The 24,670-nt window shown below is 38.2% G+C and carries 24 protein-coding genes; 4 read left to right on the top strand and 20 right to left on the bottom strand.

Annotated features, from left to right (window positions below):
- The first annotated feature begins 214 nt into the window (after positions 1–214).
- From CD00_RS0116470 to CD00_RS0116460, 3 genes are read left to right on the top strand one after another with little or no spacing between them, the layout of a single operon-like run.
- Complete coding sequence (locus CD00_RS0116470) at positions 215–1,387, top strand: ABC transporter permease (protein ID WP_026656965.1); 1,173 nt, start codon at positions 215–217, stop codon at positions 1,385–1,387.
- A gap of 37 nt (positions 1,388–1,424) precedes the next feature.
- Positions 1,425–2,123, top strand: coding sequence for an ABC transporter ATP-binding protein (locus CD00_RS0116465; protein WP_026656964.1), 699 nt, complete (start codon positions 1,425–1,427; stop codon positions 2,121–2,123).
- Positions 2,102–4,732 (top strand): ABC transporter permease, encoded by a 2,631-nt coding sequence (locus tag CD00_RS0116460; protein ID WP_026656962.1) that lies wholly within the window; start codon positions 2,102–2,104, stop codon positions 4,730–4,732. Before CD00_RS0116465 ends, CD00_RS0116460 begins: the two co-directional genes overlap by 22 nt.
- Positions 4,733–4,770: 38 nt before the next feature.
- Here the strand turns inward: CD00_RS0116460 and CD00_RS0116455 are convergent, their stop codons facing one another.
- From CD00_RS0116455 to CD00_RS0116420, 6 genes are all read right to left on the bottom strand, one after another.
- Positions 4,771–4,986 (bottom strand): BrnA antitoxin family protein, encoded by a 216-nt coding sequence (locus CD00_RS0116455; protein WP_026515078.1) that lies wholly within the window; start codon positions 4,984–4,986, stop codon positions 4,771–4,773.
- Between the two features lie 48 nt (positions 4,987–5,034).
- Positions 5,035–5,172, bottom strand: coding sequence for a BrnT family toxin (locus tag CD00_RS21440; RefSeq protein ID WP_334291144.1), 138 nt, complete (start codon positions 5,170–5,172; stop codon positions 5,035–5,037).
- 150 nt (positions 5,173–5,322) lie between these two features.
- Positions 5,323–6,021 (bottom strand): hypothetical protein, encoded by a 699-nt coding sequence (locus CD00_RS0116445; RefSeq protein WP_026656961.1) that lies wholly within the window; start codon positions 6,019–6,021, stop codon positions 5,323–5,325.
- 28 nt (positions 6,022–6,049) lie between these two features.
- On the bottom strand, positions 6,050–6,592 hold the full coding sequence (locus tag CD00_RS0116440; RefSeq protein ID WP_026656960.1) for a hypothetical protein: 543 nt from the start codon (positions 6,590–6,592) through the stop codon (positions 6,050–6,052).
- A gap of 546 nt (positions 6,593–7,138) precedes the next feature.
- Complete coding sequence (locus tag CD00_RS0116425) at positions 7,139–7,738, bottom strand: hypothetical protein (protein WP_185750491.1); 600 nt, start codon at positions 7,736–7,738, stop codon at positions 7,139–7,141.
- A gap of 127 nt (positions 7,739–7,865) precedes the next feature.
- Complete coding sequence (locus tag CD00_RS0116420) at positions 7,866–8,243, bottom strand: hypothetical protein (protein ID WP_026656957.1); 378 nt, start codon at positions 8,241–8,243, stop codon at positions 7,866–7,868.
- Positions 8,244–8,403: 160 nt separating this feature from the next.
- On the opposite strand from CD00_RS0116420, the gene CD00_RS0116415 reads away from it, so the two are divergent.
- Entirely contained in the window at positions 8,404–9,756 is a 1,353-nt protein-coding gene (locus tag CD00_RS0116415; RefSeq protein ID WP_034462184.1) for an ISL3 family transposase, read from the top strand.
- A gap of 203 nt (positions 9,757–9,959) precedes the next feature.
- Here the strand turns inward: CD00_RS0116415 and CD00_RS0116410 are convergent, their stop codons facing one another.
- The 14 genes from CD00_RS0116410 to glmS all read right to left on the bottom strand — a co-directional run bounded on the left by CD00_RS0116410 (position 9,960) and on the right by glmS (position 24,445).
- Positions 9,960–10,376, bottom strand: coding sequence for a hypothetical protein (locus tag CD00_RS0116410; RefSeq protein WP_207640518.1), 417 nt, complete (start codon positions 10,374–10,376; stop codon positions 9,960–9,962).
- On the bottom strand, positions 10,339–11,871 hold the full coding sequence (locus CD00_RS18885) for an Ig-like domain-containing protein (protein WP_207640517.1): 1,533 nt from the start codon (positions 11,869–11,871) through the stop codon (positions 10,339–10,341). The genes CD00_RS0116410 and CD00_RS18885 overlap by 38 nt, the downstream gene beginning before the upstream one ends.
- A gap of 28 nt (positions 11,872–11,899) precedes the next feature.
- The gene (locus CD00_RS0116400; protein ID WP_026656953.1) at positions 11,900–13,030 is read right to left on the bottom strand and encodes an HlyD family secretion protein; all 1,131 of its coding nucleotides are present in this window, start codon (positions 13,028–13,030) and stop codon (positions 11,900–11,902) included.
- 15 nt (positions 13,031–13,045) lie between these two features.
- Positions 13,046–13,459, bottom strand: a complete 414-nt coding sequence (locus CD00_RS0116395; RefSeq protein ID WP_242838998.1) for a hypothetical protein — start codon at positions 13,457–13,459, stop codon at positions 13,046–13,048.
- 184 nt (positions 13,460–13,643) lie between these two features.
- A complete protein-coding gene (locus CD00_RS0116390; protein ID WP_026656951.1) occupies positions 13,644–13,838 on the bottom strand; it encodes a hypothetical protein in 195 nt (64 codons plus the stop codon).
- Between the two features lie 86 nt (positions 13,839–13,924).
- Positions 13,925–14,320 carry a hypothetical protein gene (locus CD00_RS0116385; RefSeq protein WP_026656950.1) on the bottom strand — a complete coding sequence of 132 codons (396 nt, stop codon included), beginning with the start codon at positions 14,318–14,320 and terminating at the stop codon, positions 13,925–13,927.
- A gap of 160 nt (positions 14,321–14,480) precedes the next feature.
- On the bottom strand, positions 14,481–15,782 hold the full coding sequence (locus CD00_RS20815; RefSeq protein ID WP_255346809.1) for a peptidase domain-containing ABC transporter: 1,302 nt from the start codon (positions 15,780–15,782) through the stop codon (positions 14,481–14,483).
- A complete protein-coding gene (locus CD00_RS20810; RefSeq protein WP_255346808.1) occupies positions 15,745–16,707 on the bottom strand; it encodes a cysteine peptidase family C39 domain-containing protein in 963 nt (320 codons plus the stop codon). The genes CD00_RS20815 and CD00_RS20810 overlap by 38 nt, the downstream gene beginning before the upstream one ends.
- A gap of 188 nt (positions 16,708–16,895) precedes the next feature.
- Positions 16,896–18,197: a sensor histidine kinase gene (locus CD00_RS0116370; RefSeq protein ID WP_026656947.1), complete on the bottom strand. Its 1,302-nt coding sequence runs from the start codon at positions 18,195–18,197 to the stop codon at positions 16,896–16,898.
- Positions 18,194–18,436, bottom strand: a complete 243-nt coding sequence (locus tag CD00_RS21535; RefSeq protein WP_442856194.1) for a LytR/AlgR family response regulator transcription factor — start codon at positions 18,434–18,436, stop codon at positions 18,194–18,196. The genes CD00_RS0116370 and CD00_RS21535 overlap by 4 nt, the downstream gene beginning before the upstream one ends.
- 22 nt (positions 18,437–18,458) lie before the next feature.
- The gene (locus tag CD00_RS0116365; protein ID WP_026656946.1) at positions 18,459–18,917 is read right to left on the bottom strand and encodes a LytR/AlgR family response regulator transcription factor; all 459 of its coding nucleotides are present in this window, start codon (positions 18,915–18,917) and stop codon (positions 18,459–18,461) included.
- Between the two features lie 427 nt (positions 18,918–19,344).
- Positions 19,345–21,072: an ABC transporter ATP-binding protein gene (locus CD00_RS0116360; RefSeq protein WP_026656945.1), complete on the bottom strand. Its 1,728-nt coding sequence runs from the start codon at positions 21,070–21,072 to the stop codon at positions 19,345–19,347.
- A 24-nt stretch (positions 21,073–21,096) separates the two neighbouring features.
- Positions 21,097–22,497 (bottom strand): MATE family efflux transporter, encoded by a 1,401-nt coding sequence (locus tag CD00_RS0116355; RefSeq protein ID WP_026656944.1) that lies wholly within the window; start codon positions 22,495–22,497, stop codon positions 21,097–21,099.
- A gap of 124 nt (positions 22,498–22,621) precedes the next feature.
- The gene (gene glmS, locus CD00_RS0116350) at positions 22,622–24,445 is read right to left on the bottom strand and encodes a glutamine--fructose-6-phosphate transaminase (isomerizing) (protein WP_026656943.1); all 1,824 of its coding nucleotides are present in this window, start codon (positions 24,443–24,445) and stop codon (positions 22,622–22,624) included.
- Positions 24,446–24,670 lie beyond the last annotated feature (225 nt).

The raw sequence follows: 24,670 nt of genomic DNA, 5'->3' as shown, positions 1-24,670 counted from the left end.
GGATAAACCCGCTATTTTCCCTGTCCAAAAATCTCATCTGCTGAAAACAGACAGGAAAGTCTTTATTGATTATGTCAAAACTGTAAGAATCTCCCCTCCATCAGAAAGATTCCGGAAAGATTTTTATGTAATAATCATTTATTATAAGTTACTGCTGTCACCGGTTTATTACTTGATAACAGCAGCACTACATTATAAAGGGAGGTCACATACAATGGGGAGAAAAAGTCAGTTTTGCACAATTCTTTTTTACGAGATAAAAAAAATCCTGACCGCTCGCACCACACTTATCTTATTTATTTTCATTGCGGCATATTCCGTTATTCAAGGAAAAATCCAGGCAAATCAACTTGATAAATTTGATATAGAAACCCGTGATCTGCAGCGCTCAATCGACGGACGCCCCATCGACGATGCGCTTATAGCAGAGACCGCGGAAGCTGCATATAAACTTGGAATGCCATTTGAATGCTGGGATTATTCAAATTGTATTTACATGAATCTTTCGCACTGGCTAAAGCAAATTGCCGATGACAATTCCAAGCTCACAGACTACAATTCCGAATCCATTTATCAAACAAGAGACAGCTCCATCAGCGAATCAATGAACTCGATGAAGCTTACAGAAAATGAAAAAGAATACTGGCAAACACAGGAAGAAAATTTAAGCAAGCCAATCATCTGGCATTACACCGAAGAAATAAACGGCATTATTTCCACTTTAATCTCTCTCCCACTTATAATGCTCTTTGCGACTACTCTGCTACTTAGTCAAATTTTTTCAGGAGAGATAAAAGATAAAACGGATCCGCTAATCAAATGCACTGTCGGCGGCTGGGGTGACACATACCTTGCTAAAGTCACAGCCGCCTTTATCTGCACTCTTTTCCTAAATATCGTTATAGAGGCTGTCACAGTACTTACAAGCTTTTTTCTATGGGGAAAAGATACATGGAACATCCCTATACAGCTCTTTATGCCCCTTACTGCGTACTCCATGACGATAGGACAATTTATCCGCGCGCAGCTTATTATGATCACGGCAACCTGTCTGCTCATGACCGCAGTCACATGTTTTTTATCGGAAATCCTAAAAAGCCCCGTAGCAGTAATGAGCGGCGTATTCGGAAGCTTTCTTATAGTTTACATAAGCTCGAATCGCATCCCTTACAGCAGTCGAATGCTCTCACAGCTTTTTTGCCTGCTATCGCCCATGTACATGACCTCAGGATCGGCGCTGCGCGAATACAGGCTGATTGGAGGAAGCGGTCATTACCTTACGGCGCTGCAATTTGCTCCAGTCCTGTACATAGCGATATCAATCACTCTTATCACAAGCGGATATTTTATCTACACAAACAAAAAAATAACCCACAATGAGCATTAAAATATTTTGCTCCAAAATCACATATAAGGAGAAAAAAATGGAAATCCTACGCGTTACAGACTTAAAAAAGACCTACGGAACCGGCGATACGGCGGTTGAAGCCTTAAAGGGTGTAAACCTCTCCGTCGAGAAAGGAGAATTTATCGCAATCGTCGGAACATCGGGAAGCGGCAAATCTACTCTTTTGCACATGTTAGGAGGTCTGGACCGCCCGACTTCGGGAACGGTCTCGATTGACGGAAAAGATATTTTTACATTAAAAGACGAAGAACTCACAATTTTCAGAAGAAGAAAAATCGGCTTTGTCTTCCAGTCTTTTAACCTCGTCCCTGTTCTCTCAGTCTATGAGAACATCGTGCTCCCCATAGAACTTGACGGAAACACACCAGATAAAGAGTTTGTGGACACTATCATCGACACTCTCGGACTTTCGGACAAAAGAGATTCCTATCCAAATCAGCTTTCCGGCGGCCAGCAGCAACGTGTTGCAATCGCAAGGGCACTCTCATCCGCGCCGCAAGTGATCTTGGCAGATGAGCCCACAGGTAACCTCGACTCCAAGACAAGTCAGGACGTTATGGGGCTTCTAAAGGTTATGGGCGAGCGCTTTGCACAGACTATCATCGTCATCACACACAACGAAGAGATTGCTCAGACAGCGGACAGAATCATCAGGATTGAAGACGGACTTATCGCAAACAAAGAGGTGCTGACATGGCAAAAGAAAAACGCATAAACGGACCTATGGTCAATAACAAAAAAGTGATTCGCAGTATCGCCGCCAAAACCGTAATGGCAAATCCCGGAAAGAGCCTTGTGGTAGTTCTTTCCATCGCGCTGTGTACATTTATGTTTTCAGCTCTTTTCACCATAAGCGGAAGCCTTATCGCCAAATTCCAAGATGATACCAACAGACAGATTGGCACGTCATGTAACGCAGGCGTAAAGTATCTCAACGAAGAAGAATACAACCGCATCGCTTCCGACAAGAACCTCAAAAGCGTGACCAAATCTATATTTGTGGCAACCGCAGTAAATGACGAGCTTAGTAAAATATTTGCACAAGTGGATTACCACGACGAAGCAAGTGCGAAAAAAGACTTCTGCTACCCTGAGGTAGGAAGACTGCCTGAAAAGGAAACCGAAATATCCGTAAGCAGCCTGATCTTGCAGGCATTTGGCATGAAAGCCGATTCCAAAGAAGACTATGAGAGCCTCTTGGGAAAGAATCTTTCTCTCAAGCTCTCAGGCAAAGACAAAGAACAGACCATAGACTTCGTCATAGTCGGAATACACACGGGAGATCAAGTTTCCGCAGCACAAATGATCCTGGTATCAAAAGAGTTTCAGGAGAAGTTTTCTCCGACTCCCACATCATCCTACTATGATAACGCCGCATCCATGAGTTTTAATGATTGCTTCGGAAGAATCGATGCAGAAGTGGATTTCTTCATCCCTCTCTTTTTCAAATACCAGATTGAAAAAGCAATCAAAAGAAACGGGCTGCCCGAAGATACACAGTATGGTATTAACTGGGGAAGTGTCGGTTCATCTGCGGATTTCGGCACCATCGCATTTGTAGTACTGATGCTGTTTACCATATTCCTGTCCGGATACCTTATCATAAACAACATCTACCGCATCAATGTTTACACGGATATCCGCTCCTACGGACTACTAAAAACAGTCGGAACAAGCAGTAAGCAGCTTAAAAAAATCGTAAACCGGCAGGCATTATATCATTCAGTTCCCGGAATCATCATAGGGATCACAGGCGGAATAGTGGCCGGAAGTCTCCTGCTTCCGATGTTAATGGATGGAATGGCCATTTCCGAATCCATAGATTCCAAAGCCGTTATAAATATATGGATTCTTTTATTCTCCGCACTTTTTTCCTATGTGACCGTTCGTATCTCTGTCAGAAAAGCAACAAAGCTGGCTTCGGGAGTATCTCCCATAGAAGCGCTTCACTACACGGAAAATAACAGTTTCCGAGGGAGACATCGCAATCATTCGGCCACCTTCACAGCTACAAACTTTGCATTCAGAAATGTATTTAAAGAAAAGAAAAAATGCTTTTTCGTGGTGCTATCTCTGGCTCTTTCAATGACTGTGCTCAGCACTGTGTTCACCCTGCTGATAGGATTTGATGAGAATAAATATATCTCCAATTTTTTGATGACTGACTTTTCCGTTGCCGACGCCACCACTGATAACCTTGCTGTTTCAAATCACGTCTATGACGGAATTACACCATCTTTCCTTGATGAGGTAAAAAAGCTTGCAGGTATTTCGAAGCTCGGAAACGTTTATGCCGAACCTTCCATTCAGAACTTAAATAGCCGTGATTATTCACGTTTCAAAGAAAGACTGCTTGATAATAAAAAAGCATATGAAAATTCTGCACGGCATCTTTCCGCTATATATTATGATGAATCCGGAGAGCAAACAAACGATGATACTTATACTATAGCCAACATATATGGAATGGATGATTATGCATTAAGCACTCTTAAGATACTTCACGGAAATTTTGATGACGAGAAATTTAAGACAGGCAAATATATTTTGGTAAACGAATATGATTACGATGGTAATGAGAGTAATTTCGTAAGCTATTTTCTCCCGGGTGAAACAATTGCCGTAAACAATGCAAACGGCGGCATCAGAGAATATGAGGTAATGGCGACAATAGACATTCCTTTCGCCGTAAGAATTCAAGCTTATACCGATATGGACGTAAATTACGTTCTACCTACGGATGAATTCCATGATTTCTTTGGAGAAAGAGCTCCCATGAGAACTTTGATAGACGCAACAGACGAAGCAGAGCCTGCAATAGAGAGTTGGCTTGCGGATTATACCAAGAAAGTAGAGCCATCGCTCACCTATACCTCAAGATCGGTATTTAGAAAAGAGTTTTCATCCATGACAGAAATGTTCAAGATGGTCGGCGGACTTCTCACAACAATCCTTGCGCTTATAGGAATCCTTAACTTCATCAACACCATCGTCACTTCCGTGATCTCCAGAAGGCTTGAACTTGCCATGCTTGAAGCAGTCGGAATGACCAAGAACATCCAGAAAAAGAGTTTATGCATTGAAGGCGTAATCTACGGCACTCTATCACTACTCTTTGGCGCAATACTAAGCAGCATCATCTCAATACTGATGATAAAGCCCCTGGAGAGTGGCCTGTTTTTCTTTTCCTATAAGTTCACGCTCCTTCCGATTGTTGTTGTCCTTCCGTTCCTGATACTTGTCATGGTCCTCATTCCTTATATCGTGTACAAGCGTGCAATGAAGGAAACGATAATTGAAAGACTGCGACTGGCAGATGCGTAAAGTAATTGAGAAAAAATAAAAGGGCTAAAAAGGCCCTTTTATTTCCAACTCAGATTTAGTTTTTTCTTTTCATTCACACAGTCTACCAAATACAGATTAATTAAAGTCTGATAAGGTATACCCGTTTCAGAAGACTCATTTTTAAAATACTCTATAACAGTAGGTGCGATTTTTATAGTAATTTGCTTTTTTAGTTCTTTTGCATACGGATTAGGTCTGGGATTTAAATTATCAATATCATATTCCTCTAGCATATCTTTCACTCTCCTTTCTTGTTGCTTTTCTTGCAGAAATCAGTCGAATCACCGTATCTGATTCTCTATAGCAGTGACATACAATGCACACTCATCGAAAAATACTGTACTTGCTTCATCAAAACTTATCCCATGTTTTGTAATATTTATTTTGTTTTTGTTCTCGTCCCAATCAAAATAATACATTCTTTTAACCATCTATCATATTTTCACTATAATTATAATATATTTACTTTGTAATTTCAATTATATCAATACAAAAGCTCACCTGAAGAATGAATAAAAAGCGCTATAGAATCCTATAATTTTGAACTCCATAGCGATCTTATCATTTTTTTAATTTGCCATCCTTTTTAGAGCATCCCTAAATCTCGAACAAAACTCTGCATACAATATACATGTAATCAATCGCATATTCATTGCCCCTAAAGTAATCATCAATACCTCAACAAGAATCAGGCAAAGAATATCTTTTTTGCTCAAAAATTCTTTTTTCCACAAACGAAATATACCTATTCCAAAAAACGTAACACAGATCGATCCTGATATGATCAATTCCGCTATAGTCTCATGAAAAGACAATAAAAATGCTATTGTGAAGAAATCCCCGATAATAAACGGATAATGCGGTTCCATGTATGATGAATCTATCTTTTTCATTCCATTAATCGCATCAAGGACATTTATATTTAACGATCTTACTTCATTGCATATTTTCACTTTGCACAATATAGAAAAAGAGAGACAGATGACATTAATGATCACTGTAAGCAGAAAGAAATTGTATGCAAAATACAGCGTCTGCGCCCACATAATAAACTTAAGTATCATCTCAAAATCTATATATTTTACTGTACTTTTTATTATCCCTGCTTCCCTTAGTAAACTCGGAATAAAGGAAATACCAATTCCCACAACCAGTACTATAAATATCATAGTCACTCGGTAATCTGAAATATTTGCATGTGCAGCTATTTCCATCGCCAAAATGGACAGATCAAATAAAAACTCCCCCACAACAAGTAGTTCAAACATCGTTTTTCCTCAATATTTTTTGTAACTTCTAAGCATATATAGTAAAGTTTTCTTTCGAAGTCTTTTTTAATTGATTATAACTCTCCTTATCAACCTTAAGATATTCACTATAATCTTTTAGCTCATCTAAATCAGGATAACTAAGATGAATATATATAATCCTATTACTTTCCTCATCAAGCAGCGCATATTCATATCCACTGCAATATCCGTCACTTGCTATATACGCAGGATAATTATACATGGTATCATCATATTTAATATTTTGTACTTTGTGCTCCTCTTTGCCCCAATTAACGTTCTTCAGATCATAACTAATATCAGAAATACGCTTCACTTCTGACAAATAATCATTCTCTTCATAAAGAGCCTCAAGTATTATATATCCGTAAGAGCTGATCATATCCGATTTAACATCCGAATTAAAATTTCCTTCTTTTATTTTTGTCGTATCATCAGGAAAGATTAAGAATAGAGAATCCATATCATCCCAATTATTTTCAACAATCTTCGCTTTATCATAATTGGATATATCTGAAGCTTCTTCATGATTTCCCCCAAAAAAAACCAATAGCCAAAATCAGAAATGCAACCGTCATCCTTATAGCACAAATCACAACAAGTATCGCCACTACCAAAATCAAAGTTTTAGTTCTCTTATTACTCGTTTTATTCTCAGGCATACACAATCATCCTCCCTACATTAAAGTTCAGAATCAAATATGGCAAAAGAAATTTATTTTTTAAAGTGTTTTATTTTGCGCCATTTTACCGGCCATCCATGCAAGAAAACATATTATCCCAGGAAACAACAAACTAAATACAATTCCCTCCAATATTCTTATAGGAGTATCCATGAGTCCAAAATTATAAAAGATAAAAAGAATAATTAAACACTGTAACAAACAACAGACAAAAGCAATAATCTTTTTTGATTTTTTCACTATATTCCCCCTCCCTATTCCGCCAACTATAATATTTATGATAATTGCATATTTATCCAATCACAACACATTTTGAGTAAACGTAGGATATCTTGTGTGAAGAATAAAAAACCGCAATAGGATACAATTGTGAATCCCATGCGGTTTTTATTGATGATAGCCAATCTTTTTCCTCAATTTATATGAGCTTTACGATACTCATTATCCTCAGAAACATCCAATCCTTCTAAAAGATACTTCTTTGGAATATAATCTTCCACATTCAAATCAAGAAAATATGGCGCAAATATTATTTCAACATATGTAACCGTATTATCTTGATTTTCAGGAATCAAAGCATAAACAAATCCACCAAAAGAATCAGCTTCCAAAGCAAGTAAATCATAATTTTTCGGCTCATCCTCCGCACAATAAAATCCTTTATATTCATCAATTCCCTGTTCCTTAAGCCTTCTCTTCTCCAATCTGTACATATCATCAGAATATTGAACTGTCAAATATGATAGAAACTGCTCTTCCCAAGGATTGTAATACGTCATCTGATATTCAAGTGTCTTCATATCGGAAGTTATAGTTTTCGGAAAAATCACCTCATCTACACTATGCTTATTGATAAATCTATCTTTTGCATTTTGCCCGATATAGTCTTCATATTTCGTAATATTAGTATTAACTTCAGGCTTAGCAAATTTATACTGTACCCAAAAAATAAAAATAGGTATCAGAGGGAGAATCACAAAATATAATAGCACTCCGACAAATAAAGCAACCAAAGTAATTTTAAATGCTCTTTTCCTTGAAAAGTCTATTTTTCCGCATTGTACATCTTTTTTTACTTTATTCTCGGACATATTTATTCATCCCCCTCATTCCTATCACTATAACTATTCAGCTACAATATTATTTGGTTCCCAAAATTCCTAGATTTCCCAATGCCCAGCATGCCTCAAATGCCATAACCCTTGAAGCTGTATCTTTATGATCTTCTAAATCAATACCATTCATAGCATGTGCACTCAACGCATCAATTTCCGCACATACAGCCCCAGCATTAGCCCCTATCAATGCCGCGCTTGCTGCTACTGCCACTTTTGCTGCACCTGCATAATATGCTGCACAGGCATGCCCAAATATTTCCTTCGCAACATCTAATACATCCATATTATTACAGAAACCATATGTAAGTAGCCATTCTGCTTTTGAAATACAATAACTTCTACTAAGATACGCTGTACTAATTGGTAAATTAGTAGGTTTCCCACCTTCCAAATACTCCATTTCACTTTTAGAAATGCATAAATAATTTAGAGGCTTCTGGCATAAAGGTGGGTACTATGCCTAACCTCTGATGTACTTTTACAATTGAAAAACCATCTGTGTTTCTGTAATGTATTAGCGACTAAACTACAACATTCAGAGATACCGGAGGTACCCACAGATGGTTTCTGCTAATACACTATGTAAAAAACTGCTCAATGTCAACCATGCTGTCATAAAAGATGCAAATTTCTATGATGACCAGGATGGTGTATGCCACCTCAGGATACAGGCTAGGACTGATAAATGGCATCAGGATGATTGCCCGTTCTGCCATAGGCGGTGCTATCGTTATGATCAGAAGACCGAGCATCCTCGCACTTGGAGGAGTCTCGACTTCGGAGCCATCCTCGTAGAGATCGAGGGATGGACTCATCGCATTGAATGCCCTGAACATGGTGTTGTAACTGCTTATGTTCCATGGGCTTATCCGGGAAGCGGATTTACCCGTGACTTTGACCTGACGGTCGGTTGGCTTGCCGTATATCTTCCACGAAGTGTCGTGTCAGAGTACATGCGCATTGACTGGGAAACAGTCGGTCGTTGCGTAAACAGAACACTAAACGACATCGAGCCTGAGCGTTCCAAAAGGCTTGATAACCTCGTAAATATCGGCATTGACGAGACAAGTTACAAGAAAGGTCACAAGTACATTACGGTCATCGTCAACCACGACACCAACACTGTTGTTTGGGCGGCACAGGGACACGGCAAGAGTGTATTAACACAGTTTTATAAACAACTTACTACGGAGCAGCTCTCATCAATAAAAGTCGTTACCGGAGATGGAGCAAAGTGGATCACGGAATGCGTGAATGAGTTTACTCCGGATTGTGAGCGCTGCGTTGATCCGTTTCATGTAGTCCAGTGGGCTATGGAAGCCCTCGACGAGGTTCGTCGTGAAGTATGGCGTGAAGCCTATGCTGAGTTCACTCGCTTATCCAAGGAGCATCCTCGTAAGAAGGGGCGTCCAAAGGATGGAGACCCAGAATCAGCAATACTGAATGCCGCCAAAGCAAAGGCTGATGAGATTAAAAACTCTGCTTATGCTCTTGGCAAGGCTCCGGAAAACCTGACAGAGAATCAGCAAAATCGGGTAGCCATGATTGCTGAAAACAATAACCGCCTGTACCGTGCTTATCGGATGAAGGAAATGCTTCGCCTTCTCCTAAAGATCAAGGATACGGATGAGGCAGAGGACGCCCTCAATCGTTGGCTCTGGTGGGCCAGTCACAGCAGGATTGGTGCTTTCAAAGAACTTTACCTCAAGATCAAACGTCACAGGGAGCACATACTGAATGCAATAAGGCTAGGCATGAGTAACGCTCGAATTGAAGCTACTAATAACAAAATCAAGCTGATTATCCGCAAGGCATATGGTTTTCGCAACATCCAAAACATGCTCGATATGGTCTATCTGGTATGCTCGGATTTGAGGGTTCCACTTCCTAACAGAAAACCAAAATGCGCATGATCAGCATAAACACTGGGGTTGATGGCATTTTTTACCCACCATTACCCCTGAAGAGCCATAATTTATAGGCATTTCTAGTCTTTCGCTACAAATCATACATTCAATCCTCCTTATAATATTTTTGAAAAATCTATTCGCGACTAGATTTCTCTCCAACCTATAATCACCATATCGACAGCAATGATATGTGTGCGTTTCAGTATCTACCAAAACCAATATTGCTTCTTCACACCAACATAAATTCCCAATAAGACAAAAATGAAGCTTGTTCCGCCAAATCCCATGGCCAAATAATTATTCTTTGTTCGTTTCTTTCCATCCGAAAACATGTATTTACCGGCTTTTGTAATAGAAATACTATCTAAACTGTCAAAATAGATTTTCTCATATTTATTCTTTGCTTCATTATAAAGAAAAAGTTTCTTTCCATTTAAGCTATACTTATCAACCATTTCAGAATCAAATGAGATAACTATTTCTCCGCAAAGATTATTTCCATCGTTTACTGAAAACTCACAGTCACCGTATTTATTGGAATTCATTACAATGCTTGTCGACAGCTCATTTTCATAATTAAGAATCTTATCTCCATCGATTCTGATAGTATATCCGTTTCCCAATACACATATGTTTTTTTTCATTTTCATATATATATCTGAGAAGTTCACCGGTAATTTTAGAACACTCAGACTGTTTTATGATTTTACTGTATCTTATATCCGCAAACGCATTGCTCTCTGCGCAATCGGAATCAATTATGTTTTCCTCCGAAGCCTGTTTCCCTGATGTGTTGACAATTACAGTTGCAGAAATAGAGACATCTCCATTAGATACTATCACTGATGTATTTCCTATCTTTTTTGCCTTAATATCTCCATCATCAGAGACACTTACAATTGATGAATCCGAGGCCTTAAAAGTTAGTTCTTGCGCTGCATCAGCCGGAAAAACTGTAGCTTTTATTTTTCCACTCTGTCCCGGTTTTAATATATAATAATCGTTTTCCAGCTCAATCTTTTTTGTTGCAACAACAACGTCCAGCTTTACATTTTCAGTAACTCCGCATGCAGACACCTTTATAGTTACTTGTCCTTTAGAAATTCCTTTCACTTCTCCGGATGAATTAACAGTCGCAATCGCCTCATCAGAAGATTCATATTCAATCTCCGCTCCAACGGTATCAATCGGATAGACTTTTGCAGATATCCTCATCACATTGCCAACCTTTAGCTTTTCTTCATAATCCGAAATTTCAATAGTAACAGATTTTTTCTTCTTTACTGTCAATTGAAAAGAATTCTCTTTTTCTCCGCATTTTACTGTAATAGTTGCAATGCCTTCCGATAAAGCATGAATCCTACCAAATCCGTTTACTGAAGCAACCGCCTGGTCACTTGAACTGTAAGAAATTTTTCTTCCCATTGCACCTGCAGGCAAAATGCTAACCGATAATAATTGCTTTTCGCCTTCAGTCATTTCTGTTTTATATTCACCAAGATCAATTTCCCTTACCTCAGCTTCAGCAACCTCTTCTTTTTCAACATTCTTTACCATCAACCGGAATGAACTGCTTATATCTCCACAAGTCGCAGTAATTGTTGCTGTTCCCTCCGAGACAGCAGTTATCCTACCAAATCCATTTACAGAAGCTACTGACTGATTATCGGAGCAATACGTAACCGGTTGATTCGATGCACTTAAGGGCAATATTCCTACCATCAGAAGTTGTTTCTCTCCAACAGACATCTGTGTATTATAATTTCCCAAATCAATCTCTGTTACTTTTATCTGAGTTTGGAGCTCATCTTTCTTAGCTACTTTTTCCGGTCGCTCTTCCGCTTCCTTTTCCTCGTTCTGATTTTCTTTCACCTGTTCTATTACTGTTTCTTGCTTATTTTTCTCTGTAAGAACATCTTTTTGCTCAGGATATTGATTCGCTGGCTCTGTCACTTTTTCAACAGTATCTGTTGATTCTTCTATTTCATCCTCCACTCTATTTTCTTGTGAATTGTTCTCATCCTCTTTTATCAACTCCGTCTCTTCTACTGCATATACTAACGGTGTACAAACATTAAACATAATACTAAGAAAAATACCTGTAACTACAATAGTCATACAATGCTTACAAAGTTGTCTTTTCATCTTATTTTCTGATTTTCACCCCTAGTTTTTCTAATGCATAATTAAAATATGTCACCTTGTCGTAAGTCACTCTGCATATTCCTGTCATTCCGTTTACAACATCCACCTTATCACCGCTTCTGCTGACCACATAATCACAATCCATTTCAACAAGAATCTTAAACACCTGATTTACACTTCCTTCTTTCCCCTCCCTACTGGAAACGTTACTATCAATCTGTTTAACCACTCCGCTTATTGTTCCATATACATTCTGTGCAAGACCATCAATTACGATCTGTACCTCATCTCCCACATGCATTCTTGCCATATCTGATGTAGATACAAATGCTTCCAAAATACTGGCCGTATTTGCAGGAGTAATGCTTGCAACTGTTTGAGTTGTTTGTACTACCATTCCATCCTTATAATCTGCAAGAAGATGAATTCTTCCTGTAGCATTTGCCTTAACAGTGTACTCACTTTGTCCGGAACCTATTGCAGAAATCTGCGCATCTATTGCTTCTATCTGTTGTTTTGCTTCAGAAATTGTTTTCTCAGCAGATGAAATCGTATCATAATAAATCTGAGAGATCTTACCTTCATTCTTTTCAAGCTCAGCTTCTATCTGTTCATCTGAATAATCATATTTTTCATAAACACTTGTATCCATTGTGTTTTGCTTTACTTGTGACTTATACGACTCAAAAGCGCTGTAAAAAAGCACATCATCAGGATCACTGTCGCTAAAATAATTCGTATCATCCTTTATAGATTTTACGAGCAATTGATTTTTCTCTATCTTATCTTGATAAGATTCTTTACTTAGTTCCAGTTGCTGCGCCTGAATATTATAATCGGTGCTTTTTACCTTAAAAAGCTCATCGCCATCCTTTACAAGCATACCTTCCGATAAATTACAATCCGTTATCTCTCCGGTATATGTGCACATGACATAATTTGACTTTTCACTTGTCACCGTGCCTGAAGCCTGTATCACATATGTCTTTGGGGTTCGAATACTCCACACCAGCGCAGCTAAGCAGATAAAAGCAACTAAAATAACAATTGCATATCCAAAGGCCGGTGGCTCTTTATCATACATTATCCGCGAATCTCTGAGTTCATCTATTGATTTTATCTTCTTTTCCATATGCAATATCAAGCCTTATTCTTCTATTTTTATTGGCATAAAAATATCTGCACTGATCACTTCATCGTCTCTATTTACAAACACAGTGTAACTAGCGCCTTCCAGTTCAATTTCATTTTCAAAAGCATACACTCCGAGCTTATCATAGGCAAACTTAATCGTATTCTCTTTACCTGTATATCTGGCAAAAAGACAATTCTTTACTCGAAGCATTAAATCCATCCTATAAGGCGACTGTACATTATTTATAAAATTGTCACTCTGAAGCATAAACTGCAAGTTAATATCAGCCTCTCCATTCTGATTCATTTCTACATTTGAATACTGTATTAAAGGACCAATCTGCTTTGCACCATGTGTAGAGATAAAAACATTCATCTTGTTGATCTCATTATCAAAAGTTCCTGTATTTATCTTTGAAAGATCCATTTTACAAGAAAGGACATTTTGTAATCTTAGCGTTTTGTTTTCTTCTACTCTTATAGATCTCATACTTGCTTAATTCCTACTTTCTCCTACTATTTATACATCAACCTCTATAAACTAAACCATATTAGTGTTTACTCCTCAGTCCTGCAATTATATTACTGATAACAGATAAATATCATAACTATCATCTTTTTCTTTTCTTGAATTTATCCCAAATAAACTCAAATATACAACTCATTGGCGGAAGAATAGCAACCAATATTGCAAATATTCCATGTTTAGTATTAAATATTCCAAACATATAAAAAATGCATAATAATGGTACACTGCTAAAAAGCGTTGTCAATATAGTTTTAGTAACTGTCTTGTTGTTTTTCATATTTTAATCTCCGTTCCTATTATCACAAAGAAAATACATTATCATGTATTTTCTTTGTGATTTTTTTTACTAATCAAAGTGCATCATTACGTATTTACCGCCTTAACAGACATACCAGTACAAATCCAAAGAACACTATAGTCCAATGTCAATTGCACCAGTTGTCTTTTACCTTTGTCTCTAATTATTTTCTCGACATCTGAATAAATATCATTTGCGCCTTTTACGTAAGAAGTTGCTATAACCCCAACACCTACCATAATTGCTTGTTGAAGAGGAATAAAACCCAAAGCTTTGCCAAAAGTCGCAATAAGATCAGCAGTAGCTGCCAATCCAATCATTCCATCTAATCTGCCTCTAATAGCTTCTGCGGTGTCAGTAAATTGAGTGCTTCCGCCGCCTTCAACATAAGTCATCTCTTCTTCATCCATCAAAGAATAGCTAAGCGGCATATCAATTGCTGCACATAAACAGTTTCCCATTCTTTTTATCCTCCATTTTTCTCTCTTTTGTTTTGGCTCATTCATTCGCGACTGAATTCACCTGTCATATATCAAAACACACACTCAGCATAACTTAGGCCTATTTACTTCACTGTGAAGATGATACTAAATGCATGTTGATATCCCCCACTATTTAAAATCACGTATAAACAAGTTCATCCAAATTCTCATCCACATCTGCTTCGTCAATAACGTTTTCTTCGCTGTTTACACTAAAGTTGCCCTGTTGCATCTCCCAAAGCTTCCAGTATTTCCCCCTTAGTTTTAATAATTCTTCATGGCTTCCCTGTTCGATTATCTGCCCTTTATCCATAACAATTATCTTGTCGCAATTCTTAACTGTAGCCAGTCTATGGGCAATAATAAGCATCGTCTTTTTCCTAAACTTGTTGTAGATCATATCGAAAATAATGTTTTCTGTAGCGAAATCCAGATTACTTGTAGATTCATCCATGATATAGAACTTATTATCTTTAAGAAATGCCCTTGCTAATGCTATTCTCTGTTTTTCACCTCCGCTTAGTCCATTTCCGGCTTCCTCAAGATAGGTATGATATTGCATCGGAAGCCTTTTTATAAAGTCATGAGCATCAGCCTTTTTTGCAGCTTCTTTTACCTCATCAAGCGTTGCATTCATCCTGCTGACACGAATATTGTCATATATACTTTTCGAGAACAGCTCTATATTCTGCGGAACATACGATATTGCTCTTCTTAAAGATGAATGTGAAAACTCTTTGATATCAGCACCATCAACTGTTATTTCTCCGTTTTCAGGTTCATAATACCTTAGGAGCAACTTTGCTATCGTGGATTTCCCACTCCCGCTTGCTCCAACCAGCGCAACCTTCTGTCCTTTTGAAATAGTAAAGCTGATATTATCAAGCGCAGGCTTTCTGTTTCCATACCTGAATGTAAGATTTTTTATTTCTATATCTCCATCTATATTTGTTATTTCTTGCTGATCTTCCTCATTTTCTTCCCTCTCATAATCCAGAATTTCCGACAATCTCTTCATGGAAATATTTGCTTCTTGAATCTGTAACTGGAGCCCCACAAGATTGCTTATCGGATTCATAAAATACCCCGAAAGCGTCATAAATGCCATATAGCTTCCAAGTGTAAGTTCGTTATTGATTACCGAGCTAATTCCTACATACAACAGAACAATATTTCCCATTCCCGATATAATGCTTGAAATAGTTCCCTGTACATTTGAAAGCATGGATTCTTTGTAGCCAATCCTAAGTGACTTTATGTACTCTTTTTCTATGCTCTCAAGCTCGGTATCTTCATTTGCATTTCCCTTTATTGTCTCTACTGCACGAAGTCCTTCAATAATTTCTGAATTGAGAACCGATGCCTGCTGCATTTGCTCTTCATTAATCTTCTTGTACGGTTGCTTAAAAATAAAAACCAATATAATACTGACAACTGTCATAAATAAAATGATGGAAAAAAAGCTGTGAATTCATCCGGAACAGGATGACACCGGACATAAGTGCCATTGATATATCCATGATCAGCGATAATGCTATTCCGGTAAAAATATTTTTTATAGTAAACGCATCAGAAAATCGCGTCGTTATATCTCCCGTCTTTCTTGTAGAAAAGAATTTCATCGGAAGCTTATATATATGTTCGAAATATCCCAGCATAAGAGGGATATCTATCTTAATTGATAGATGTAGCAGGATCCACTGTCTTATAAAACCAAGAATAGTTGACGTAAACGATATTCCAAGAAAAACAACCAGCATGATCTTTAGCGCATCTTTCTGCTGATAGGTTAGAATCTCATCATATATAACATTATTAAACAATGATGATACTATACCTAAAAGTGTTGTAAGCGCCGATGCCAGGAAAGCATATATAAACAGTTTCTTTTGTGGAAGCATGAGCTTAACATATCGCTCAAATATATTGATTCCTTTTACTTTACCTGTTTCAAATTCGCTGTTAGGTTTTAGTAATAGTATTGCGCCGGTAAACTTCTCATAGAAAGTATTTATTTCAATTCGTTCCAAATCTCTAGCCGGATCACCAACAACTACATGCTTTTTATCTTTTTTAAAGATAACCACAAAATGTGATAGTCCTTCTTTGGTGACAATATTTGCAATACACGGGAGAGAAAAATCGCTAAAGAAACCTTCTTTGTCAACTTTTACAGCCTGTGTCATGAATCCCAGCCTTTCGGCACATTTTGACAAGCCTATGAGATTCGTCCCTTTTAGATCTGTCCCCATCATATCGCGAAGCCTTGTAATGGTTGTCTCTTTTTTGTAATGTAAGCAAACCATTGCCATGCAAGCTGCAGCACAATCAGTATAATCATGCTGATTTACAAATGTATATCTCATTCCACAATTTTATCCTTCAAATTTTTTATTTATAATTTGTTTTATAGTTTCTTTTTCATTTAGACTTCCACAACAATTAATGATAATTGTATAATTCCTCTCACTCAATACATCTTGAGTGAACGCAGGGTATCTTGAGTAAACAAAAAACTCCGGTAGATTTACTACCGAAGCTTTCACAAAATCATTCATAAAGCTATAAAAGCTATGAATTTTCCTTTTTCAATTTTGTTACTATAAAATCCATTGTACTTATTAACTACAGTTCTTACACTCTTAATGCCAAAGCCGTGATTCTTAATGTCTTTCTTTGTGGTAAGCACATCACCATCAATGACTTTATCTTTCATTATCGTATCATTTTCCACCTTAATCAGAAGTTGCTCTCCATTATTTACGACCTTGACATCTATACTTTTTTCATCACATCCTACCTTTTCGCAACCTTCTACAGCATTTTTGAGAAGATTGTAAAAAATTGTGCAGAGATCATAATCGCTTATTTCCTCTCTAATTTTTGGGCAGCCCTCGTATTGGAACTTTATGTTTTTGTCCTGCATTACTTTTGTTTGATCATTAATCACAGCATCAGCAGCCATATTGCACGTATACTTTTTAGTTTGGTCGATGTCAACTTGTTTTTGCATACAAGCTAGATACTCCTGCATTTTTTCAGTATTGCCTTCGTCAAGATATTTTTGTAGTGCTGTAATATGTGCACGAACATCATGCCTAAATCTTCGCACTTTTTCTTGATCATTCTTTAAACCGTCAAAATAATCTGATTGAGCTTTAAGCATATATTGATACTTGATTTCGTCTTGCTTCATCTTATTATTTCTATTTACAACAAAGCTTTGCCATACCATAACAGCAATAAATAGAAACAATAGTCCCAGCATAGCAAAAGATATAATAACGTAAGCCTTTGGATCATACTCATTTCTTCTCACCATTTTCCCCAATGCAGGAATTATAAAAAGCCCTCCAATAAAGCTCGAAAAAATCACTCCTAGTTGTGAAGTAGAAAGATAATAGTCTACCTTCCTTTTTATAATAATATTCATTAAAAAATGATATATCATAGGAGCAATTAAAACCAATACCTTATCCCAAAGAGGTCTTCCGACAAGTGCTCCGTATAAATAACAATCATCTTCAAACATGGCATAAAAGAGCATTTTAGATAATGTTGATAGTAAATCCATAATTATCCAAGATACTGCCATGTATATAAGCCCCTTAACCCTTTTTCCTTTCTCTATTAACACAACAAAAAGAATGGAGCAAAGATTCGGAATTCCACTAAGCCATCTATCTCCTCCACGGATTTCAAAATATAAAAGGCAACATAACATCGAAAAAACAAAATAAATTGGAACAGATATTTTCTTCTTGTAAATTGGAAAATTAAATGCAATAAGAAAAAAAGAAAAGTATTTCAATAAATCCAACAAACTATATTCTGCGGCCCATAAAAGATCCTTCATACACTCATCCCCTCATACAAATATTGTCTATAACTTCTTAAAGCAGTGTCTTTATAACTTTTCCCAATCGGTATACTTTCTTTTGTTATCAAGTTAATATAAGCGCCGGATAAATTAGATATTTTATTTACATTAATAAGATATGATCTATGCACGCGAAGAAACGGCATCCCTCCGAGAATATTTTCGCACTTTTTTAATGTATAAGAAGTAACTATTGTCTTTTGTATAGTATGTATATCACAATAATTCGAATCCGCTTTAAGATATATAATATCCGATTTGCGAATATGATAGTCGCCACAATTGTCCGAAAAAAACTACCAATGCATCAGATATCACTCTCTTATAAACCTTTTGAATCCTTGCATTAAAATCAGTTTCCTTTATCGGCTTTTGGATAAACCCTAATGTCTTATATCCATATGCATCTCCGGCAAATTCATGATGACTGGATACAAATACTATATTTAAAACATTAGGCATCTTTTCAAGTCTTTCCATTACAGACAATCCGTCGATTCCGCCCATCTCTATATCCAAAAAAACGAGATCAATATGCCTGTCAGTCTCCTTTATAATCTCTTCTCCCGAATAATATGAGTAAACCTTATAATTTACTTTTTTATCAATAAAAAATGAGTTGCATAACCCGATTATTTCGTTGTGCAACTCTCTATCATCATCACATATTGCAATATTGAATGTACCTATATCCATTACATATGCCCCCTATAATCAAGTAAATAGCTACATTTTTAAAAGATTATATCATAAAAATTCCTATATAACACTTTTGCTTTATTATGGTTTTAAAATCATTTATCTATAATCGCATTTCCATACACTCAAGATAGCCGCAGTTTACTCAATGATATACTCTCTGCTAATCGAATTGTAATATAATGCAATCTGTCATCTCAAAACAAAAGGAGGAATGTATTCATGTATCAATATGATATACTTGAACTTATTTTCGGAAGCGGCAATCCTTAATAGTCATTTCCCATCTATAAGTCGCCAAAAGCGGTCAAAATAATAAGACTTTGGCGATTTATACGCTTAAAAATGCTTATAAATCGCCAAAGTCTGTTTTTCAAGTGACATCCCTCAAACGAATGACCACTACATTGATTATTTATTCAATCTACTCAAACTGCATTCTGTAATACTTCTCGTACAATCCGCCTGTCCTTAAAAGTTCCTTGTGAGTTCCACGTTCTTCTATGCCGTTGCTTCCAAGGACGATGATTTCGTCTGCGCCAAGGATTGTAGAAAGTCTGTGTGCGATCGTGATGGTTGTTCTTCCAACCGAGAGTTTTTCAAGGCTGTCCTGAACATATCTCTCGCTCTCGTTATCGAGTGCACTCGTTGCCTCGTCGAGGATAAGTATCGGAGGATTCTTAAGAAACACTCTTGCGATGGCAATTCGCTGTTTCTGGCCACCTGACAGTCTTGCTCCTCTTTCACCGACAAGTGTGTCAAATCCATCTGACAGGGTGTTTATAAAGCCCGTCAGGTCTGCTTTTTCAGCTGCCTCTCGTATCTCATCCATCGTGGCATCAGGCTTTCCGTAGGCAATATTCTCGCGAACCGTACCGTTAAAGAGATACACGTCCTGTTGCACAATTCCGATAAATGATCTAAGAGATCTCTGAGTTACGTCACGAATGTCAACTCCGTCTATTTTAACACTTCCGCCCGTAACATCATAGAATCTTGGAAGAAGTGAACAAAGCGTTGTCTTTCCGCCGCCTGACGGACCTACAATAGCTATATTCTTGCCTTTTTCAACATGTAGACTGATGTGGTCAAGGACGCTTTCTTCCTCGCCGTAAGCAAAAGAAACGTCCTCATAATCGATAACACCCTCAACGTGTGTAAGCTCTTTTGCCCCATCCTTATCAACAATCTCCGGTTCCGTCTCCATGACCTCGCAGAATCTTCCAAAGCCCGCAAGACCTTTCTGAAGCTGTTCCGTAAATTCAACAAGTACATTGACCGGATTGATAAATATGTTGATGTAGAGCGCATAAATAGCCATATCTTCAACCGTCATCTGTCCTTTGGCAATAAACACACCTCCGGCCACAATAACAGTCACAAACAATAGTCCCTCGAAGAAGTTGTTTCCCGAATGAAAAAGCGCCATCTGCTTGTAATTGTCCTTCTTTGACTCAAGGAAAGCGAGGTTACTTTTATCAAATTTCTTTTCCTCAATCTCCTCTCCCGTAAAGGACTTCACGACCTTGATACCGCCGAGCGTATCCTGAAGGGATGAGTTAATTCCCGCAACCTTCTTCCTGTTATCGGAAAACGTCGCTCTCATCTTCCTGTTACGGCTTACAGAGAATACCGCCATGACAAGCACAACAGACACAAGGCACAGCGTCATTGGCACGTTTATACGCATCAGAAGTATGAAGGAACCGACTATTTTCACAAAAGAGATAAATATATTCTCGGGGCCGTGGTGCGCAAGCTCGGATATATCAAAGAGGTCCGATACCAGCTTACTCATCATCTCGCCCGTATTGTGTGTGTCATAATATGAAAAAGAGAATGCTTCAAACCTTTCAAAGAGCTCTTTTCGCATGCCGGACTCCATCTTGGCGCCCATCATATGTCCCCAGTAGGTCACGTACCACCTGCACAGGAATCTGATGAAATACAGAACAAGCAAAAAAAGTCCTATGATCCAAATTCTTTTCATTATGATCTCAGGTTCTTCAAGAAACAGTGTCTCTCTGAGTATCCTTATGAACTGCGGGAAAACGAGGTCTATCACAGACAGCACCGTTGCGCAGAGCAGGTCGAACAAGAACACTCCGATATAGGGTTTGTAATAAGGTATAAATTTCTTGATAAGATCCATTGTGTATATTTCCTTTTATGTAATTTACTCAGCATGACCTATTGCAAGGTTGTTGAGCCAGTTCTCTTTCTTTAACCAGAAATGGAAAATAGTGATTTTGATAAAATCAACAAGTTTTACGCATATAAAGAGCTCTATAGGGCCAATATCGGTGTATTTACCAAGGATAAGTATCATAGGAAGAAGTACGACCAAAGTTATTACCGCATCTCCGTACGCGCCCATCTTGGTATCGCCTCCGGATCTTGCAACCGCCTGCTGAGCATTGATATATACCCATATAGGCATAAATATCGACAGAACAATAACCATTCTTCTGCATATGTCTATAGCGCCGCCGCTCAATCTTCCGTATACAACCGGCACGATAAGTGTAGTCACGAAACCAACAATCGTCATTACACATCCAAAAGCGAATGCTCCCGACAAAAGCCAATTCTTTTGCTTGCGCGCTTCTTCAAGCTTACCTTCTCCAAGTGTCTTGCCCATAATGACACTTGTAGCAGAATAAATTCCGCCAAATGCCACAAAGAAGAGATTTGCGATAGCAAAGCCCGCTGCCATTCCGGATACTACTTCCGCTCCGCCTCTGCTGTTAAAAATAGCGGTATTTACAGTCTCAGAAAGCACCCATGTCATCTCACAGAAGAGCATAAGCGCTCCTTTTCTCAATATCTCGCCAAAGAGACGGAAATCAACTTTAATACCGCTCTTTAATGCGATAGCAAAATCAGGTTTCACCTTAATATATATGCCTGTGAAGATAACAAATTCCAGTGTTCTTGCTATAACGGTCGCAACAGCCGCTCCTCTTACGCCAAGTGCCGGGAAACCAAAGTTTCCGTAGATAAGAAGGTAGTTAAACGTAGTATTGGTCAGCGTAGCGATTATAGTTACAATAAGCGGTGCCTTTACTCTTCCCATGTCTCTCAAAGATGTCGCTATACAGACAGAAAAAGTCATCGGAAGTCCCATCCAGAACATGATATGGATGTACTTTACCGCCTCATCAAGAATAAAAGGCGCCTGCGTATTTCCTAAGAGCATGAGCGACAGGAACTGCCTGGGGAAGACTCTGCACACCAGAAAATAAGGTATAAACGCAGAAAGTCCCATAAACACTTTAAAGATGAATGCCTGCTGCATTCCTGCCTTGTCTTTTGCCCCGAAGAACTGTGTGAGGAATATTCCTCCCGACATGCAGATGGTATTAAGAAACACCATAAAAATAAACAGTATCTGGCCTGCGACGTTAACTCCGGACATGGACACGTCTCCAAGTCCCGATACCATGAAATTGTCGATAAGCGATACCATGTTCTGGATAAGCTGCTGGAGCATGATGGGTACCGCAATCTTTAATGCATTTCTATAAAAAGAAGCTTCTCCGAATAAGCTTCTTTTCTCCTGTATTATTCCATTCATAATAATTCAACCTCGTCCACTCAATAAGAACAAAAAACAAAACAAAGAGTTTTGGCAATTATAATACAAGTTTGTGTATAAATCGCCAAAACTCTCTAGATTCAAAAAACATGGTATATATCAATTACTCAACCGTAACAACCTTAGCAAGGTTCCTTGGCTTATCAACATCAAATCCCTTTGTATATGATGTGTAATAAGCTATGAGCTGCATAACAACGGCTGCAGGGAACGGCATGAACATATCATCCATCTCAGGAAGTATAAATGTATCATCCTCAGGGATATTCATGTCCTTATAAAGAGATTCTCTGGTAATAAGGATCATGCTGGCTCCACGAGACTGAACCTCTCTGATATTGGAGTATTCCTTGGATGCAATCGCACTCTGTGTAACAAGCGCAACTACAGGTATTCCGTCCGTAATAAGAGCAATTGTTCCGTGTTTAAGCTCACCGGATGCGTATGCTTCCGAATGAACATATGATATTTCTTTAAGTTTCAGCGAACCTTCAAGAAGAAGTGAGTAATCAAGTCCTCTTCCAATCATGAATGCGTTCTCTGAAAGGAGGAACTTACTTGTCATCTTCTTTACGAATTCTTTTTTCTCCAAAATCTGACCGATAACTTCAGGTACTCTCTGAAGTTCCTTCAAAAACTTGCTGCTCTCTTCCTCTGAAACAAGTCCGTTAAGTCTTGCCGCATGGATTGCAAGAAGATAGAAAACAGTAAGCTGGCTGGTGAAAGCCTTGGTACTTGCAACAGCGATCTCAGGGCCTGCATGTGTATAGATGCAGTAATCACTGATATCTGAAATCGTTGAACCTTTTACGTTTACAATTGACAGTACCTTTGCACCTTTCTTTCTTGCATACTTAATAGCCTCGATAGTATCAACCGTCTCACCTGACTGTGAAACCGCGATAACAAGAGTTCCGGGCTTGATAACGGGATTAGTGTATGTAAACTCAGAAGCCACCGCTACATCAGTGTGGATATTGGCAAGTGTATGGAAGAGCTGCTGGCCTATAAGTCCCGCATGCATAGCTGTTCCGCAGGCAATAACCACAATGTTCTGATTATCTCTGAAAAGAGAATTCGGAATGCCTTCTGCTTCAAATGAAGTGCTACCGTTTACAATATGAGGTGTGTAAGTATCTTTTACGGCGTCGGGCTGTTCATGGATCTCTTTTTCCATATAGAAAGCATAGCCGCCCTTACCGCCGCGACTTGTATCCCAGTCAATAGTCATGAGCTGAAGAGGAATCTCATGTCTCTTCTCGTCATGAACCACAATTCCCTTAGTTGAAAGGCACGCAACCTGATACTCGGGAAGGAATGCATATTCCTTTGCATGTACGCCAAGAGCCGCAACATCAGAAGCAAGCATTGCGCCATGCTCAGTCATTGCAACAACGATGGGACTTACGTTTCTGATCGCATATATTTTACCCGGCTGATCAGCAAAAATAACCGCAAAAGCAAATGTTCCCTTAAGCTGAGAAACAAGATCTCTTAAAGCTTTTTCAGGATCTCCGTCATACAGGCAATTCAAAACTGCGGCAGCAACCTCAGTATCTGTCTCTGAAATAAGCTTCCCCTTAAGATCGTACTCTTTTACAAGCTCCTTATAATTCTCAATAATTCCATTATGTACAAGTGTTACTCTGCCATTCTGATGGGGATGGGCATTCTCATCGCTGACGCCACCGTGTGTAGCCCAACGTGTATGTCCTATTCCTGCACACGCCTCATCTGTAAGGCCGACACATACTTCTCTTAATTTGGAAACTCGTCCGGCAACCTTATTTACAGTAGGTCCCTTCGCTCCATCAGGGAAAAGGGCTATTCCCGCACTGTCATATCCTCTATATTCCAAAAGTTCAAGTGAGTCCAATAAAATGTCTTTTGTGCTCTTTTTTCCGATATATCCAATAATTCCGCACATAACCTCTCCAATCAACTATATATATAAATTTTCCTATATAATATAGTATGTTTATATCATACCAAAAGCGCCTGTTTCAAGCGCAAAACCAACTAATGCTTTATTATAAAAGTTTGTTGCTTTTTAGTCAAATTTGACATCTTGTTAAACCTCATGTAAAATTTCATAGAATTATGAGTGGTGAAGATATGAAATTAAAAAATCTAAAAAAACAAAAACTTAATA

Origin of the sequence: Butyrivibrio sp. AE3003 (genome assembly GCF_000686065.1) — a bacterium.
Lineage (GTDB): Bacteria > Bacillota > Clostridia > Lachnospirales > Lachnospiraceae > Butyrivibrio > Butyrivibrio hungatei_A.
Note: the sequence above shows the minus strand (reverse complement) of the source record. Positions and strands in the feature narration are given on the sequence as shown.